This is a genomic window from Thalassobacillus sp. CUG 92003 (assembly GCF_013618635.1).
Lineage (GTDB): Bacteria > Bacillota > Bacilli > Bacillales > Halobacillaceae > CUG-92003.
The window spans coordinates 1-16,786 of record NZ_JABLSJ010000006.1; the positions used below are offsets into that span (position 1 = coordinate 1).

The window sequence follows — 16,786 nt, forward strand, 5'->3', positions numbered from 1 at the left end:
GACCTTCGCCGTTCGGGACTTGAACCCTATAGTTTATGCCCATGCCGGGCACACAAAAAAGGCCAATGTCACACGGACATTGGCAAAAGAGACGACTGGTTAACTTTTGAGTGAGGGAATTAATTATATGAAAATGCGCTTCCTAACCTGGGGAAGCCACAATTTCATCAGGCTTTGTAAATCAGCTTGTTCAACTACAAGCCGATTAACTCACTGTAATTATATTGTAATATACAGTGGCAAATTGTTCACCGAAAAAATCTTGCGGTATTCCGCAAGGATTTGCGCAATTGTTAGTTTATGACAACCTTTCTCTTTTATGGATAACGCACATGAAGTCTAAGTGTGTTACATATTTGTAACAAACCTCCAGTGAGACACAGTAAAGTTTACTCCTAGGTTGAGTTTCTATGATTGGGTCAATTGATCCCGAAGATTTTTCCGCAATATTTTGCCCGTTGTATTTTTAGGCAGCTCATCCATGAATTCGATTCGGAAAGGTATTTTATATTTTGCTAAATGATCTTGGCAATAAGACAACATCGTCGGTTCGTCCAATGCTTCGTTGTTCGTTACGACGAAACTTATGACACTTTCCCCAGTTTCAGGATGTGGGACACCTACCACAGCAGCTTCGGTAACATCGGGATGGTCATAAAACACTTCTTCAACTTCTCGTGGGTACACGTTATAACCACCAACAAGAATCATGTCTTTTTTACGATCTACAATGTAAAAATATCCTTCATCGTCCATCCGTGCCATATCACCTGTGTATAACCAGCCATCTTTAATAGACGCAGCGGTTTCCTCAGGCATTTTATAATAACCTTTCATCACATTAGGACCGCGGACCGCAAGTTCTCCTACTTCTCCAGCTGGCACTTCTTCACCCCATTCATCGACCACTTTGTTTTCGACATTAAGAATGCTTGTCCCAATAGATCCTGGCTTCCGCTCTCGATCCAATGGATTGAAGCACGTCACAGGTGAAGCTTCTGATAGCCCATAGCCTTCGGAAACGCGAACATTGAATAGCTCTTCAAACGACTTGAGAAGTGACACGGGCAAAGAAGAGCCTCCGGAGATGCATAACCGCATATTCCGGAAAGCGTGTGTTTGTTGTTCCCCTGTTGGCAATAAATAATTGTACATTGTAGGCACACCTGCAAAAACAGTAGCATTATGCTGATCGGCTGTTTCAAACACGGCTTGTGGTGAGAATTGCGGAACAATCAGAATCGTGCCACCGTTCATCAATGGGGCGTTTAGAGCTACCGTTAAGCAGAACACATGGAACATAGGCAGAGTAGCAATCACCCGGTCATCGCTGGAAAAGGACAAATAATCTGCAACATCCTGGGCGTTCGAATAAAGGTTCCGGTGCGAAAGCATTGCTCCTTTCGGTTTTCCGGTTGTTCCAGAAGTGTACAGGATAACCGCTGTATCCTCTTCATCAAGCACAGGACGTTCAAAATCAACTGAACCCGTTTCGAGAGTATGTGTAAACGATTTCAATTTTGGAGATAGAGAAGAGTTTTCCAATGCGAGACCGGCTCCTGTGTCTCCTACGAAATAATGTACAAGATCCGGCAGCTCATCAGCCATTGCCTCAAATTTTTCCAACAAGACATCCATGGTGATGACAGCTTTGACATCGCCATTTTGCAAAATATAGCGCAACTCATCAGTGGTATAAATCGGGTTGACTGGAATAACAGTTACACCAGCTCGTAATGCTCCATAAAGACCAATCACAAAATACGGACTGTTCCCCGCTACTAGCGCAATGTGATCTCCCTTACCATAACCTAACGCATGAAGGCTTGATGCGAATTTTGTTACCGCGCCTTCTAATTCCTGATAGCTTTTTTCTTGTCCTTGAAAAGTGTAAGCTGATTTCTCAGGGTTCTCTCGAGCCGTTATTGACAACTGATCGCTTAAATTCACCTTTATTCCTCCTTGGATGATAATCGAGTGAATGAATAGTCATTCATTTTATAGTAAAAAATATTCATTCTAATTATAAAATACTGACAATTTTGTAGCAACCCCTCTCCCCGGGATAAGAATCGGGGCGCCTTCAGCACCTAAAGGGCAAACAAGCCCCCATTCTTCTTTTACCATAGTGAATGAGAGCCTGCTATCGCCTAATCCACTAATAAAGAATATTTAAAAATTGCTCCCGATCTATTTTTCCCAGATAGTGAGAAATCTCCACATCCTCCAGGGCATCTGATAACGCCTGTCGCTCATATTTTTTGTCAATTAAACGTTGTTCAACGTCAGATATGTCACCCACGCCAAAGAAGTCTCCATAAATTTTCACATTTCTGATAATTCCTTTTGCAACATCTAAACGAATGTCGTAGCTTCCTGCTCCTTCAACACGTTCTGTTTGTTGAATGTTAAATTTCGGAGACTTGCCATAGTTCCAATTCCAGTTTCGATAACGTTCCTCAGCTAACGCATAAATGGCTGTCCAATCTTCTTGAGTCAATTTGTATCGCGGAACGTCTGTAACATCTTCAACATCAAATATATAACGTAAAATGAGGCGCTTAAATTCATCCATTGTAACGTGTCCATTCAGGAACTCAGAGATGTTTGCAACACGGCTGCGAATTGATTTAATGCCTTTGGATTTTATTTTTTCTGTTTTAACATTCAATGCTGAGACGACGTTCTCAATTTCTGAATCGAACATGAGCGTCCCGTGACTGAACATCCGCCCTTTTGTTGTAAACTGAGCGTTTCCGGAAATTTTTCTGCCATCAACTACAATATCATTACGGCCTGATAGTTCCGCCCCAACTCCGATCTTCTGAAGAGCTTCGGTGACAGGTTCGGTGAATTTCGCAAAGTCATGAAAACTATCTCCGTCATCTTTTGTGATGAAACTGAAACTCAAGTTACCGAGATCATGGTAGACGGCTCCACCGCCAGATAAACGTCGAACCACATGAATGCCTTTCTCTTCAACATACGTTGTATTGATTTCTTCTATCGTATTTTGGTTCTTCCCGATGATGATTGAAGGTTCGTTGATATAGAACAGTAGATACGTGTCGTTGATATCAAGATTCTTTAAAGCGTACTCTTCTATTGCCAGATTAATGGTCGGGTCTGTATGGCCTTCATTGTCAATAAATAGCATGATGATCCATCCTTTCCTGCCTATTATGCGACTACTATTGTATCCAATTGGGCAGAAAGACACAAAAGATAAGGTTCTCCCCTAGGTGTCTTTTTCTTTTGCCTTCCAGTCAAGCCCTTCCTCAGCAACATTAATGGTGCCATTATAATAATTTTCTGCTTCTTGCTTGAGCTTCGTCACGTTCCCAAAGTGCGGAAGGTGACTTAACCAAAGTTCACTCACTTTTGCTGCGTCCGCAATATGAGCAGCTTCGTTACTGGTCATATGGCCCGCCTTTGTCCCATCCATGCCTTCATAAAAGTTGGTGTCTGCAATCAAAAGGTCCGCTTGATCGGCAAACGCCACCCATTCTTCAGAAAAACTGGTATCAGCTGTGTAAACCAGGGTATGCTCTCCGTCTGTAATCCTCATCCCATAGCATGTAACCGGATGAATCGTTTTTTGAAAGGTGATAGTAAATGGTCCAACTTGCAAAGCTTGATGAGGGTCATATTCTTTTCCCTCTGTATAGTGATGAGTGAGTTGTTCAAATTGTTTAGGATCATCCCGGTGACCATAGATGGGCAAAACATTGTCTGTCTCATGCAACGTATTCTGCACAAGCATGGCATATTGCAAGACCCCCACGTCAGCAATGTGGTCATGGTGATAATGCGATAAAATAACCGCATCCAAATCCGTTACATCCGTAAATTGTTGCAATCTGGATAAACAACCGCTTCCACAATCGATGAGCACTTTCCACCCATTCTTCTCCAGCAAATAACTTGAAGTCGCTCCGTTCTGATCAGGATATGCTCCCCAAAACCCTACAACAGTCAATTTCATGGTTATCTCCCCTTCATACTATATTCCTATTTTAAAATTGTTTTATAACAGATTATTGATTTCTGAATATTGTTATAATACAATGAATTTACACACTTAATCAGGAGGCGATTTTAATGATGAGTATTGTTGAATTTTTCCGAAACCTTCCTAAAAAACAATGTGCCAAATGCGGTAAAACAATTCAAGAACAAGCAGACTGCTATGGCAATACCTGCGATGACTGCAATCATCCAGCAGGATAGAGCACTACCACTAGTATTCCACGTCAGTGGGGATGTTCAATCTTAAATTTACAGGAGCAGCTGCCAGCCTGCTCTTTTTTTTGTCTTATAGTGCCCTCTCAAAGCCTTTCTCACAAAAAATCCGAACTGATTTCAACGAAATCGTTCGGATTCAGTGTATTTCATTCAGTTTTATCCCCGACTATTTTCTGCATGCTAAAAAAACCTCATCAATAGGGGGGTAGAACTATATCGTTCAGGTCAAATAATCGAGGACCTCTGTAGCTGCTTGCTCTCCCTGGTCAATGCAATCTGGCAGGCCGATTCCTCTGTACGACCCTCCAGCAAGGTAAACTCCCGGGAGTTCTTCTCGCATCTGATTTTCAATATCGGTTATACGTTGTTTATGACCAACCGTGTATTGAGGCATGGCTTCATTCCAACGCGTTATAATCGAAAACTCTGGATCTCCAGTAATCGTCATCGTTTGATTCAAATCATTCAAGGCAATGTTGACGATCTCTTCGTCGGAATAATTTACGATAGCTTGATCATCTGGCTTCCCTACATAACAACGCAGTAATACCTTCCCATCAGGAGTGGTATGCGGCCATTTCTTATGCGTCCATGTACAGGCTGTGATTCTGAAGTTGCTATTACGGGAAACGACAAAACCTGTCCCATCCACGTCCTCTTTAATTGCCGAAGCGTCAAAAGCCATGGCAACATTGGCCACAGAAGTTGCCGGCATATCACGGAATGGGCGCAAGAATTCATATTGACTTAACATGCGTTCAGCCTGGAAAAAGGGTGCGGCAATAACGACGGCATCCGCTTGCTCGACTTCCCCATTACTAAGCAGTAAATGGTAGGCATGCTCTTTCTTCTCGATATGATCGACCGAGACACCTGTTGAAACAGTCCCTGGATGCAACTTGTTTGCCACGGCCTCCACCAGTGTTTCAAGTCCATGCTCCAGGGTGCGGAACATGCTTGGTTTTTTTGCCTGTTTAGAAATATCAGCCTTGGGGCGCGTTTTTTTCAAGCCTTTAATCAAACTGCCATGCTTCTGTTCGAGCTCATAGAAGTTCGGGAACGTTGCCATTAAACTGAGATTATCTATATCACCGGCGTATATCCCTGACAACAAAGGCTCAATCAAATTTTCAACAAATTGGTCACCCAGGCGTCTTCTGAAGAACAATCCCAGCGATTGATCCTCTGCTTGCTTGCTTTTGCCTTTAATTAAGTCCATAGAAGCACGGAGTTTGCCGATTGGGGAAAAGAGCCCCGAAAACAGGAAAGGCCTGACGCGGGTGGGAACCCCCATAAATGACCCTTTCGGCATAGGATGCAGCTTGTTATTCACTAATATATACGCTTGCCCCGTTCCGTTAGGGATCAATTGATCACCCAGGCCAACATCACGCGCTAAGCGCATTGCACTTTCTTTCCGTTCCAAAAATGAATCAGGACCTCTTTCAATGGTAAAACCATCTTTATGAACCGTTTGAATTTTGCCGCCCAGCTGTTCACTCGCTTCGATCAATTTGACACGCATAGGGAGCTCATTTTGATCGATGTCTCTTTGCAACCTATAAGCAGCGGTGAGTCCAGCAATTCCTCCACCAATCACGACAACGTGTTTTGTTTGTTCCATGATATCCCTATTCCTTTACTTGGTCCAAAACAACATTGGCCAGAGTCGTTATGAACAGCGGGTGTACATTCGGCATCTCAGGTCGATAGTAGCTTGCGCCAATTTCATCACAAACGACCTTGCATTCGTAGTCATTATCGTAAAGCACCTCAAGATGATCGGACACAAAACCGACAGGCGCATATACGAAACTCGTATAACCATGTTCATGGTGCAAGTCACGTGTCAAGTCTTGCACATCGGGTCCCAACCAAGGGTCAGGTGTATTCCCTTCACTTTGCCAGCCTATTTCATATTGGTTAATCCCGGTGGCTTCTGAAATCAATCGTGCAGTCGTACGCAGCTGTTCAGGATACGGGTCGCCCCCCTCCAGGATCTTAGTAGGTAGACTGTGGGCTGATAAAATCAAGCATGCCTTATCTTTTTCAGCCTGCCCCATTTTGGCATACTCTTTTAAAATCTGTTCTTTCCAAAATTCAATAAACCCGGGGGCGTCATACCAACTTTGCACGGAGTGAATCGTCATCCCGTATTTGTCTGCTTCTTCCTGAGCACGCCCGTTATAAGATTTCACGCTATAAGTAGAATAATGAGGTGCCAGTACGATTGAAGCAGCTTCCGTAATGCCGTCTTCATGCATATGACTGACGGCATCTTCTACGAACGGGTCAATGTGTTTCAACCCTAAGTACACAGTGAATTCTATTTCATCCTGAAGCTCATTCAATTTTGCTTCTAGGGCGTGAGCTTGTTTTTTGGTAATTTCAGCGAGTGGCGATATGCCGCCGATTGCCTGGTAACGACCTCGCAGCTCTTCAATCTGCTCGTCAGAGGGCCTGCGTCCTCTTCTTATATGCGTATAGTAGCGCTCCAGGTCTTCTTCCTTATAAGGCGTTCCATAGGCCATTACTAATAACCCCATGTGTCGTTTACTCATTTAAATCACCTCGTGCATATGTTTGTGAATACTCATGTACGAATGCGGTCAGGCGCTGCAACGTCGCTGGGTCGACCTCAGGCGTCACCCCGTGCCCAAGATTAAAAATGTGAGCCGGATGCCGACGACCTTCATCAAGGATCTCTTTTGTCCGCTCTTCAATGACGTTCCAGCTGGACAATAGAATCGCTGGATCAAGATTTCCTTGTAACGGTTTGCTGATGCCCATTTCGCGAGCTTCTCGTATAGAGGTCCGCCAATCCAGTCCTATCACATCAAGTGGAAGGTCATTCCATTCTAAAGCTAAATGACGTGCTCCAACTCCAAACATAATCAGGGGTACACCTTCTTGAGACAGCTCATTAAAGATGCGCTCCATAACCGGTTTGATATACGTGCGATAATCCGGGGCACTTAATGCACCTACCCAGGAATCAAAGATTTGAATGACTTTCGCTCCAGCATTTATTTGCGCTTGCACGTATGTAATCGTCATATCTGCAAGCTTGTCCATCAATTGAAACCATGTCTCCGGTTCGTTGTACATCATGGCCTTCGTTTTACTATAATTTTTCGAAGGGCCGCCTTCGACCATATAGCTGGCGAGTGTAAAGGGCGCACCACTGAACCCGATCAACGGAACATTCAATTGTTCGCGGGTCAGCAAACGAATGGTATCAAGTACATATGGAACGTCCTGTTCCGGTTCAATCTTGCCTAGGTTATCAACATCAGCCTTTGTACGAATGGGCTGGTCAATAACAGGCCCTACCCCTTTTTGGATCTCTACATCTACACCGATAGCCGGCAAAGGGGACATAATGTCTTTGTATAAAACAGCAGCATCCACATCATACTGTTCCACAGGCAGACGTGTTACATAGGCACATAACTCCGGCTGATGGGTGATTTCAAATAAGGAGTATTTCTCCTTCAGCTTACGATATTCCGGCTGAGAACGTCCGGCCTGTCTCATGTACCAAACAGGTGTATAGGAGGTGTCTTCCCCGCGTAATGCTCGTAATATCGTATCATTAAATTCTTTTGCCATAATTGTTTAACTCCTTTGTGCGTACGTAATCCGTAATCCACTATATCGCTGTTTTCCACTTCTGTATAGCGATGGGGGCCATTTGTCACGATTTTGTACCTTTTCCAAAGCAAATCAGCTGACGATTCGGCTAAAAACCCACACTCAGTTGGACGGGTTCAGATGCTGTACCTGTCATTTCCGTCAATGGATCATAAGGTACAACATAGTAGCTGCTCCGGTTAAACAACTGAAATCCGTTCACAGTAAATGATCCTTTCCCGGTCACCTCTCCGACTTTTTTATCCGCTCCGTCCTTGGAACGATAAATATGATAGACGACGCGTTCATCATCTGAAGGCTCCCATGTCAATGTCCCTTGCAATAATGTCATGCCACCCAGTTCTACATCCGCTTCAACATGATCGATGTCAGGAAGATGGATAGGGGGAGGCAATTCTTCAACCCCTTCTGGCTTCTGGAAAGTGGAAGCCAATCCAATTTGCTGGTCGACATCACTGAGTATTGCTTTCATCATTTTCGTCGGATACGAACTTCCTCCTGTTACATACGAGTCTTTCCCTGAACGATCATACCCCATCCAAACACTTCCCACATATTCCGGTGTATAACCCACAAACCAGACATCTTTATTATGTTCAGGGTGTTCTGGATGCTGGTGTGTTCCCGTCTTGCCGGCCAGGGCCTGATCATACTGTCCCTGGCTCGCGGTCCCTTCACGGACAGCCGTTTTTAACATTTCGGTTACATCCCATGCCACTTGTTTATCAAATACCTCTGTCGTCTCCTCTTCATGCTGATGAATCACGTCACCGTGGCGGTCAATAATTTTTTTGATCGTGTAACTTTCAGCGTACGCCCCTTCGGATGCAAAGCTTTGATAGGCTTCTGAAAGCTGAAGTGGCGAATAACCTTCACTCAGCCCTCCCAAGGCCATCGCTAAATGATGATCATCCGTGGCAAGGCCGAGCTGGTCTAAATACCCTTTTGCGTATGAGATGCCGATTTGATCAAGGAGCCAAACTGCTGGGGCGTTTTTAGAAGCTGTCAAAGCATGGTACAACGACACTTCTTCACTATATTGCCCATCATAATTACGCGGTTGATAGCCATCCTCATATGTTTTCAATTCGTCTGGCAATACGGAATAGGGTGTGAAGTCTGACGTCATTAACGCAGGTCCATAAACGGCTAACGGCTTAATGGTCGAGCCAGGGGAACGTTTCACTTTCGCTCGGTTCAGTCCGCCATGTTCGAATCCCTTACCTCCAATTGCTGCTACAATGGCCCCATTGTCATGATTCATCATTGTGAATGCTGCCTGTACGCCAGAAAGAGATCCTGGCACAATGGAGTCGTTTTGGATGTGTCGATAGGCCGTTTTTTGTATCGTGGGATCCAATTCGGTGACGAGTCGATACCCGCCTCTCTTTAATTCTTCCCGCGAGATGTTATATTTTTCTTCAGCTTCTTGAATGACAAGATCCACATAACTATGAGACCACGCTTGTTTATTTTCTGTTTCCTGATCAAGCCCGAGCGATGCACCCTGGTAGCGCAGCATGTCTTCAACCGTAATCATCTCAAGATCCTTCATGCGGTTCAAAACCAGATTCCGCCGTTGCTTCGCTTTTTTTGGATGTTTCCGAGGTGAATAGTCATTTGGCGCTTTAGGAAGCGCTGCAAGCATCGCGCCTTCTGATACAGTCAAATCAGCAACGTCCTTATTAAAGAAATGCTCAGCCGCTGACCCGAGCCCATAAATGTTATCACCAAAATAAATACGATTAAGGTAAAGTTCCAAAATCTCTTCCTTACTGTACTGTCTTTCTAAATATTTCGCAGCCATGACTTCTTTTGTTTTCCTCATCCAGGTCTTGTCGTTGCTTAAAAATAGATTTTTAGCTAACTGCTGGGTGATCGTACTACCGCCTTCAACCTTTTCCATTGCTCTAAGGTCCCGGTAAATAGCCCGAAAGACGGACTTGACGTCGACACCCGTGTGTTCATAAAACCTGCTGTCTTCTATTGCAATAAAAGCATTCTCAACATGCTCTGGAATACTTTGCCGGGAGACGAGTCTGCGATTTTCGGTATATATTTCTTCAATGACCTTTCCATCTTCTGTTTCCACCGTTGTGGCAGCATCAAGCACGAGCGCTTTGTCATCGACGACAAACCGCCCTCCGAATATGATCGTCAAATAGCCGGCCAAGGCTAGTACGAATAGGGCGGCGCCACACGCTATAACCCACCGGAACCGCTTCACCCACGCAGGCATGTTTTCAAACCATTCTTTGGTGTTCAATCGTTGTGCATCCTTTCTTAGCTATATGAATGACTTTTTTCGTCGAATTTGCTCCCTGCTTCCTCTCCTTGCTAAACTAGACCTATCAAGAGAAAGGGGATGGCATTTTTGAAAGTTTCTATGACAAATGGTACACCAAACTATTTAGCAAAGCTAGACAAACAACACCCCGACGTCACACTTCATTTCCTACAAAATGAAGATAAAACGGTTGCCTACTATGAAGGTGATGATACGTCAATATTCGCAGAAGGAAGAGAATATGAGATCGTTGATGCAGTTGGAGACATTAAAGACAGCGGATACGTCGTAATGAACAATATCCCTGTTTCCGATGAAGGACGGCCCGTATTTGAAGACCGGTTTAAAAACCGGGCAGGCAGCGTCGAAGAAACAGAGGGATTTCAGGCCATACGGATACTGAGACCCCTGAGCGGTAATACGTATGTAGTGTTTACGCAATGGCGGAATGAAGAAAGTTTCACACGCTGGAAAAATTCTCAGTCTTTTGAAAAAGCCCACAGTCAATCGGGTCCGGATCATAAAGGGAAGCCTTCCTTCATTGATGGAGAAGCTTATATCACGCAATACCATATGGTGCAATTCTCTGAAGAATAGAGCCCTCTCCTCAGCCTGAACAGGTTTTAACTAACGCGTTCTGTTCAAATAGCACAAAAAATGAAGAAAACACAAAAATTCCGAACGATTTCGCTGAAAGGTTCGGAATTTTTTGTGTTTCAAGGACGACGATTAAGACCCGCTCCGTCAAAACACAGAAGTGCTATACATGCTTGTGGGCTGAACGTGGTTGCCTATTCTTCAGCGCCTTTCTCATCCAACACTTTGTTTTTGAAGAATGAATTGAACGTCGTTTGAGGTTGCTCACCTGAAATTCGAGCTACTTCCTCTCCGTCTTCAAAGTGAATGATGGTAGGCGTACCGCTGATATTATATTCTTCCCACTGACTCTGAAACTCCAACACATTCATCTTCTTCATATCAATGTCATACTCGTTGGTCATAGGGACTACGACAGGCGTCGTACGCTGGCAATGTTGGCACGTGGGACTGTAAAAGTAAACGGTGGTGTCCTCACCAGATTCAATCATATTCTGCAATTCATCCGGCTGCACTTGATTCTGATACATTGGGTCATCTAGTTGCTCAATCGTCGCTTGCTCAAGTGAATCTTTACCATAGGGATTGTCTTCAGATTGCTGGCTATTTTGGTAACTGACCACAAACCAAAGACCAGCCATTAATACAGCAAGTACGGATAAAAATATAATCATTTTTTTCTTCATGAATGATGTCTCCTTCTGCTCGTTAGAAAAATAGAATGGCATACAAATACGATGGCAAATGCACAAAATGACAATAACGGAATGGTAATAAACCCTAACCAGTTAATGTACTCCCCGTTACACGGAACGATGCCGCACGAACCGCCTGCTTCTTCTAAAGCGGGCAGCTTTTGTAATAGATAATGGTAAAAAGACAACGCAATGCCTGCCCCGCTTAATACCAGGCCAGGAAGAGCGATAGTAACCTGTTTCTTCCATAAAGCCATCCCATAAATAATCACAAGCGGGTACATTAGAATGCGTTGATACCAGCAAAACTCACACGGAATATAGCCGAGGACTTCAGAAAAAAACAAGCTCCCTCCCGTTGCTGTTACGGTAAGAGCCCATACGAGAAATAATACGTTTTCCTGCGATTTGTGTTGAGAATCCATCCAACCCATTTCCTTTCTTATCTGCAACTGACCTGTATTATACTATTTTTTCAAGCTCGCCAAAACCATTTGCTTTTAAATCTGTTCCATGAATCTAGTCAGCACGGTGACATTATTTAAATAACTGATTACGATGCGCATAAACAGCTGCTTGAGTCCGGTCTTGAACACCAAGTTTACTAAGTATGTTGCTCACATGGGTCTTTACCGTTTTTATACCTATATACAAAGTCTCGCTAATTTCCAGGTTGGTCATCCCTTCATTAATACACTTCAACACTTCCAGCTCCCGATTCGTTAATTCATCATGAGCTTGTGAAGGCGTAATACGAAAACGATTCATCATTTTACTCGCCACTTTCGGCTCAATTACGGTCTCACCCTGATATGCTTTTTTTATGGCGGAAGCAATCTCATCAGCAGACGACGTTTTCAACATATAACTAAAAGCTCCTGCTTCGAGGGCAGGGAATACTTTTTCGTCTTCGTAATAACTCGTAAGAATAATGATTTTACACTCAGGGAGGAATGTCATGATTTGCTCCGTAGCTTCAATTCCGGTACCATTTTCCATAATCAAGTCCATTAAGATAACATCAGGCTGCAATTTTCGAGCGGCCTCCACTCCTTCAATTCCACTCGCAGCCTCTCCTACTACGTCAAGCTCATCTTCTGTATTTAAATAAGCGATAACCCCTTTACGTACAACATCATGATCATCAACTACCATCACACGAATCATAACGCTTCCTCTCCTTCATTCACTTTAATAGGTATGCGAATATCAATATGAGTCCCTTCATCTTCCCGTGAACGGATCGTGAATTCACCGCCGATTTCTTCACACCGTTCTTTCATATTTGTTAATCCATATGATGTTTTGGTCATACGTTTTTCTTCAGCGTCAAAGCCGATGCCATTATCTCCAATATGTAAAAACAACTCTTGGGTCCCCCTGGTGAGTTCAATCGTTACCTCCGTGGCGTTGGCATGCCGTAAGATATTAGATAATGCCTCTTGCACGACTCTGAACAACTGTTCTTCCATACTTTCCGGAAACTGTCCGATATCGTTCAAATCAACGTTAAAGACAATCTGACACTTTTGCTGAAGCTCTTCTATTAGCTGATCGATTCCTTTTGCCAGAGGCTCCCCTGATAAGTGCACCGGGCGTAAATGAAGCAATAATGCTCTCATTTCAGTTTGAGCTTGCAAAGCCATTTGAGTAATATCTTCCAGCTGCCCTTTTGCTTGATCCTGATTTTTATCGAACGTGCGCAAACAAGCCTGTGATAGCATGGTCAAGGCAAACAGTTGTTGGCTCACCGCGTCATGCAAGTCCCGGGCAAGTCGCTGTCTTTCTTCAATGGTCGCTGCCTTATGAGCTGACTTTGCATATTCTGCTTTTTCATCAGCAAGTTTTAACAACGATTCTTTTTGCTGTTTAAGTTTATCCCCTAGTTCGTTTAATTCTGATCCAATCCTAGCGATCTCGTCATTTTCATTAAAATATATCTTGGAAGAAAAAGCGCCACGGGACAGTTGGATAATCATGGTTGATATATAATCGATCCGTTGTTTCATATCACCACTGGATTTAAATCCGGCATAAATGGCCACTCCCAGCCCTACCAACACATACGATGCCATAAAAAATAAAATAGCTTGAGCGTTCAACCAACCGGGACTGAACCACACATGTGCCGATAGTAATAAAGAAAGCAGAATAAATAAGATGAGAACATAACCATACAAATGAGACCGAATATACGTGTAACGAATGCTGTTCAAATGTTGGAGCACATCATTCACCTCCAGGCATCATATTTTGTCCACTTTAATAGAACCGGCATTAAAATGTATCTCCAACGTTAAGCGACGCGTCGCTTCTTCATAATCAGGTGTTTGGTACGTAAGGCGCCGGCTAATTCCATCCGCCTTTTGTCCTAACACAGATATCTCCCCAGCTTTGATAGAAGCACTAACTTGAAAGGGAACATTTTCTGGAATCAACATCTTCACATCCCCGACCCAACCTTTCACTGATATGGGCGTATCCTGGTCTGGAATGAATGCTTTTGTAAAATCAAAATGGTAATCGCCGATGGCATTCCATAAACTCATCGGTTCCACTTTCCAATTTTCTTTCTTAAATGATTGGGACCCTACTGAGAAATCTTTTTTCTCCGCATTCTTCCGGGCAGACCCATCATTATCCATGACAGAATCCCCTTCAAATTGAACCGTCTTATATTTCTCTTTATACCTCCGAGTACGTCCCCCCATAAAGATTGAAAATCCAATATAGATAAATAACAATGGCCATAATTTCAATACATCTGTGAACGTGAAGAGAATGACCCCAAAGCGGTCTAACAACAATAATGAACCGAATATAAACAAGAACGATCCGCCCGCCCATGAACCGCCGTTCTTAAAAACCCCGTCCCACCACCATTTCAACCCCACCAAGATTAAGAGGGCCGGGTAAATGCTTGCCCATGTGAAGCTTATTTCCATGGAAATGATATTGAGGTTCGTCAATATTAATAAGATGCCAGCACCTACGAATGTAAACGCCGCCAAAAGCTTAAAAAATCCTTTAACCATCGTCTCTCACCCTTTTCCATCTCTTTAATTATATTAGACATAAGGAAATCAATTCCTGCTTGTTTAATAACGATAGTTCATAATAGTGCGGTTATTGACATGCATGATCGCAAGCAATAAGACAATTGATCCTCCTATCATTGTAATCAGCTGAATATCCACGCCTATCCCAATTAATAGTGAGGTAACGAAGTAAGACACCGGTACCAATCCTGTTGACACCGTCATTAACAGGCTGATAACCCGCCCAAGCATGTGTTTATCAGTCGTTCTTTGCACCATGGTCATCAAAGGAATGTTGACAAATTGTAACAGCAGCCCTATCCCTACCAAAAGCCCCGCATTTACATACAAGTTCAAAGCTAAACCGGTTAAGGCATAAAGCCCTCCGAACGCTGCGATGCATCCCAGCATAACCACACCCGGTCGCTTCAGATTCTTGATAGAAGTCAGGACGAAAGCCCCGAATAAAGCGCCACCCCCTAACGAAACCTCAAGTGTTGTCAGTCCAAGTGCATTCGCACCAAATACGTCCTTGACTATAATCGGAATGCCTAAACTCATGGGGCCGGTAACAAAGAAATTGAGAAAGAAAGCCATAATCATAATCGACCGTAACACTTCTCGCTGCTTTACATACTGAATGCCTTCCCGAAACTCATTCCAGAACCCCTCCTTGTGCTTATCGTCATGAACCGGGTTCAGCTTAATTCTCATGACAATCAAAGCAGCCACTACCATCATCGTGAACGCAACTGTGAACACGCCCATGAACCCTAAAAAATATATCATACTTCCGCCTACAACCGGGCCTAACACCGGACTGATTTGGGTCGTTACTTGGATGAGGGAATTGCCTTGCTGCAAATCCTTTTCATCCAATATCATGGCAGTTAATGTGTTTATGGCGGGGTGGCTGAAGGCATCACTCAACCCAAACAACGCCGCTAGTGTTATGAGGTGCCAAATCGCAATGCTGTCGCGCCAGATTAATACGAGTAGAAGCAGAACAAGGAAGGCACGGGTAATATCGGACCACATGAGAATGGTGCGTTGATTGATGTGATCTGCCAAGATTCCCCCAGTCGTCATAAAAATCAGTCGTGGAATGGAAGCGGATAAAAATAACATTCCAAAGAAAAACCGATCGTCACTAATAGAAAGCATCAGCCATTCTACACCAATCAAATAAACATAGTAGCCCGGCGCTGAAAATATCGCACTGATAAATAGATAGAGAAACTGACGATTCAAAAAGACAGTGCCCTTCTCTTGTGCTAAAAACTGTTGACTTGACTGCACCATCCTCCCCCCTTTCCACCACTTTAACTCTTTTCATCATAAGAAAAATCCACCAGGAAATTAACAACCGGTGGATTGGTTTTTTCTCAGTCTGGAGACCGAGAAACATGGGCGTCGATTTGATAGTAAATAAGGATCCAAATCATTAAAAAAAGAAAGCCGAAACTAAATCCTGCTAAAATATCGGTCAAATAGTGAACACGTATAATATAGCGGCTGAGGCCGATTAAAGCGATTAATACTGCCCCACTTGCTGTAATGAGAATGGAACGTTTAATGGAAGTTGAATAATAAATGAAAAAGTAAACTAGCAAGCCATAAGCTACCATTGAAACCATGGCGTGTCCGCTAGGGAAACTAAACCCATCCCCGTCAGCAGCTTCTAAAATTCGGGGACGTTCACGAGCTATGAGTTGTTTGATCACATAATTGACACCATAACTTGCGAGCACCCCTGTCGTAAGCATCAGAGCGGCAAGGGGATCGTGTTTTTTTATCCAGAGATACGTCCCTCCGAGGACAACGATTACGGTTAAGAAAGTTGAGGAACCCAACTCTGTCAGCCAACGAAAGATTTCGAAAATCAATGTCCCTGCCAATGCTTTAGCAAACCCTTTACTTGCCTGGTCAAGGTCAGGGACACCTTGTTCCAGAACTTTAGCTGTAAACAGGCCCGCTATGAGCCCGGCTAATAAAAAGAAAATCAGAAAAAAATAAAACCGCTTTGATTTTGGCATGACTTGGTCTCCTTTAATCAGAGTGCAAATTCTTAGCTGCTCCACGTCTTCCCTTCTTGCCTGACGAAAAGATTAATTCCACAGAATTGCCCTATTAAAACGTCTCTGATTGGGAGACGGGTAAGTCTTTTCCGTTGGTTTGCGCACGTTCCTTCCCTATCCTTACTACTACCGAAGTTCCACGTAAAACTACCATTTAACATGGTTAAATAAAAATGTCCCTTATCCTTGTTT

Annotated in this window: 16 protein-coding genes; 2 read left to right on the forward strand and 14 right to left on the reverse strand. The window is 43.6% G+C overall.

The genetic code is table 11. The annotated features are described in order from the left end of the window. Window positions 1-408: 408 nt before the first annotated feature. The 3 genes from HOP45_RS10290 to HOP45_RS10300 form a co-directional block, all read right to left on the reverse strand. Window positions 409-1,950 carry a fatty acid--CoA ligase family protein gene (locus HOP45_RS10290; protein WP_181349211.1) on the reverse strand — a complete coding sequence of 514 codons (1,542 nt, stop codon included), beginning with the start codon at window positions 1,948-1,950 and terminating at the stop codon, window positions 409-411. Window positions 1,951-2,158: 208 nt separating this feature from the next. Continuing rightward, complete coding sequence (gene lplA / locus HOP45_RS10295) at window positions 2,159-3,157, reverse strand: lipoate--protein ligase (protein ID WP_181349212.1); 999 nt, start codon at window positions 3,155-3,157, stop codon at window positions 2,159-2,161. 81 nt (window positions 3,158-3,238) lie between these two features. Next, window positions 3,239-3,985, reverse strand: coding sequence for an MBL fold metallo-hydrolase (locus HOP45_RS10300; protein ID WP_181349213.1), 747 nt, complete (start codon window positions 3,983-3,985; stop codon window positions 3,239-3,241). A 116-nt stretch (window positions 3,986-4,101) separates the two neighbouring features. On the opposite strand from HOP45_RS10300, the gene yhfH reads away from it, so the two are divergent. Then, window positions 4,102-4,230: a protein YhfH gene (yhfH, locus tag HOP45_RS10305; RefSeq protein ID WP_181349214.1), complete on the forward strand. Its 129-nt coding sequence runs from the start codon at window positions 4,102-4,104 to the stop codon at window positions 4,228-4,230. Window positions 4,231-4,465: 235 nt separating this feature from the next. On the opposite strand, the gene hemY is transcribed toward yhfH, so the two are convergent. From hemY to HOP45_RS10325, 4 genes are all read right to left on the reverse strand, one after another. Continuing rightward, entirely contained in the window at window positions 4,466-5,869 is a 1,404-nt protein-coding gene (gene hemY, locus HOP45_RS10310) for a protoporphyrinogen oxidase (protein WP_181349215.1), read from the reverse strand. A 7-nt stretch (window positions 5,870-5,876) separates the two neighbouring features. Further along, a complete protein-coding gene (gene hemH / locus HOP45_RS10315) occupies window positions 5,877-6,806 on the reverse strand; it encodes a ferrochelatase (protein ID WP_181349216.1) in 930 nt (309 codons plus the stop codon). Then, window positions 6,799-7,857, reverse strand: coding sequence for a uroporphyrinogen decarboxylase (gene hemE / locus HOP45_RS10320; protein ID WP_181349217.1), 1,059 nt, complete (start codon window positions 7,855-7,857; stop codon window positions 6,799-6,801). Before hemE ends, hemH begins: the two co-directional genes overlap by 8 nt. 130 nt (window positions 7,858-7,987) lie before the next feature. After that, complete coding sequence (locus tag HOP45_RS10325) at window positions 7,988-10,165, reverse strand: transglycosylase domain-containing protein (RefSeq protein ID WP_255437595.1); 2,178 nt, start codon at window positions 10,163-10,165, stop codon at window positions 7,988-7,990. Window positions 10,166-10,264: 99 nt separating this feature from the next. Between HOP45_RS10325 and HOP45_RS10330 the strand changes: the two genes are divergently transcribed. Further along, window positions 10,265-10,783: an antibiotic biosynthesis monooxygenase family protein gene (locus tag HOP45_RS10330; protein WP_255437596.1), complete on the forward strand. Its 519-nt coding sequence runs from the start codon at window positions 10,265-10,267 to the stop codon at window positions 10,781-10,783. A gap of 194 nt (window positions 10,784-10,977) precedes the next feature. Here HOP45_RS10330 and HOP45_RS10335 read toward each other — a convergent pair whose 3' ends face one another. The 7 genes from HOP45_RS10335 to HOP45_RS10365 all read right to left on the reverse strand — a co-directional run bounded on the left by HOP45_RS10335 (window position 10,978) and on the right by HOP45_RS10365 (window position 16,552). After that, the gene (locus tag HOP45_RS10335; RefSeq protein ID WP_181349218.1) at window positions 10,978-11,469 is read right to left on the reverse strand and encodes a thioredoxin family protein; all 492 of its coding nucleotides are present in this window, start codon (window positions 11,467-11,469) and stop codon (window positions 10,978-10,980) included. After that, window positions 11,466-11,903: a disulfide oxidoreductase gene (locus tag HOP45_RS10340; protein WP_181349219.1), complete on the reverse strand. Its 438-nt coding sequence runs from the start codon at window positions 11,901-11,903 to the stop codon at window positions 11,466-11,468. The genes HOP45_RS10335 and HOP45_RS10340 overlap by 4 nt, the downstream gene beginning before the upstream one ends. Before the next feature lie 112 nt (window positions 11,904-12,015). Beyond that, complete coding sequence (locus HOP45_RS10345; RefSeq protein ID WP_181349220.1) at window positions 12,016-12,645, reverse strand: response regulator; 630 nt, start codon at window positions 12,643-12,645, stop codon at window positions 12,016-12,018. After that, window positions 12,642-13,706 (reverse strand): sensor histidine kinase, encoded by a 1,065-nt coding sequence (locus tag HOP45_RS10350; RefSeq protein ID WP_181349221.1) that lies wholly within the window; start codon window positions 13,704-13,706, stop codon window positions 12,642-12,644. Before HOP45_RS10350 ends, HOP45_RS10345 begins: the two co-directional genes overlap by 4 nt. An 18-nt stretch (window positions 13,707-13,724) precedes the next feature. Then, window positions 13,725-14,513, reverse strand: a complete 789-nt coding sequence (liaF, locus tag HOP45_RS10355) for a cell wall-active antibiotics response protein LiaF (RefSeq protein ID WP_181349222.1) — start codon at window positions 14,511-14,513, stop codon at window positions 13,725-13,727. 63 nt (window positions 14,514-14,576) lie between these two features. Next, window positions 14,577-15,815 (reverse strand): MFS transporter, encoded by a 1,239-nt coding sequence (locus tag HOP45_RS10360; protein WP_370458002.1) that lies wholly within the window; start codon window positions 15,813-15,815, stop codon window positions 14,577-14,579. An 86-nt stretch (window positions 15,816-15,901) separates the two neighbouring features. After that, complete coding sequence (locus HOP45_RS10365) at window positions 15,902-16,552, reverse strand: phosphatase PAP2 family protein (RefSeq protein ID WP_181349224.1); 651 nt, start codon at window positions 16,550-16,552, stop codon at window positions 15,902-15,904. Between the last annotated feature and the right edge of the window lie 234 nt (window positions 16,553-16,786).

What these genes read in the sequence shown, in the direction of transcription:
- lplA (WP_181349212.1), bottom strand. Translation starts at nt 3,157, where the DNA reads ATGCTATTTATTGACAATGAAGGCCATACAGACCCGACCATTAATCTG.
- HOP45_RS10300 (WP_181349213.1), bottom strand. Translation starts at nt 3,985, where the DNA reads ATGAAATTGACTGTTGTAGGGTTTTGGGGAGCATATCCTGATCAGAAC.
- yhfH (WP_181349214.1), top strand. Translation starts at nt 4,102, where the DNA reads ATGATGAGTATTGTTGAATTTTTCCGAAACCTTCCTAAAAAACAATGT.
- hemY (WP_181349215.1), bottom strand. Translation starts at nt 5,869, where the DNA reads ATGGAACAAACAAAACACGTTGTCGTGATTGGTGGAGGAATTGCTGGA.
- hemH (WP_181349216.1), bottom strand. Translation starts at nt 6,806, where the DNA reads ATGAGTAAACGACACATGGGGTTATTAGTAATGGCCTATGGAACGCCT.
- hemE (WP_181349217.1), bottom strand. Translation starts at nt 7,857, where the DNA reads ATGGCAAAAGAATTTAATGATACGATATTACGAGCATTACGCGGGGAA.
- HOP45_RS10330 (WP_255437596.1), top strand. Translation starts at nt 10,265, where the DNA reads ATGGCATTTTTGAAAGTTTCTATGACAAATGGTACACCAAACTATTTA.
- HOP45_RS10335 (WP_181349218.1), bottom strand. Translation starts at nt 11,469, where the DNA reads ATGAAGAAAAAAATGATTATATTTTTATCCGTACTTGCTGTATTAATG.
- HOP45_RS10340 (WP_181349219.1), bottom strand. Translation starts at nt 11,903, where the DNA reads ATGGATTCTCAACACAAATCGCAGGAAAACGTATTATTTCTCGTATGG.
- HOP45_RS10345 (WP_181349220.1), bottom strand. Translation starts at nt 12,645, where the DNA reads ATGATTCGTGTGATGGTAGTTGATGATCATGATGTTGTACGTAAAGGG.
- liaF (WP_181349222.1), bottom strand. Translation starts at nt 14,513, where the DNA reads ATGGTTAAAGGATTTTTTAAGCTTTTGGCGGCGTTTACATTCGTAGGT.
- HOP45_RS10365 (WP_181349224.1), bottom strand. Translation starts at nt 16,552, where the DNA reads ATGCCAAAATCAAAGCGGTTTTATTTTTTTCTGATTTTCTTTTTATTA.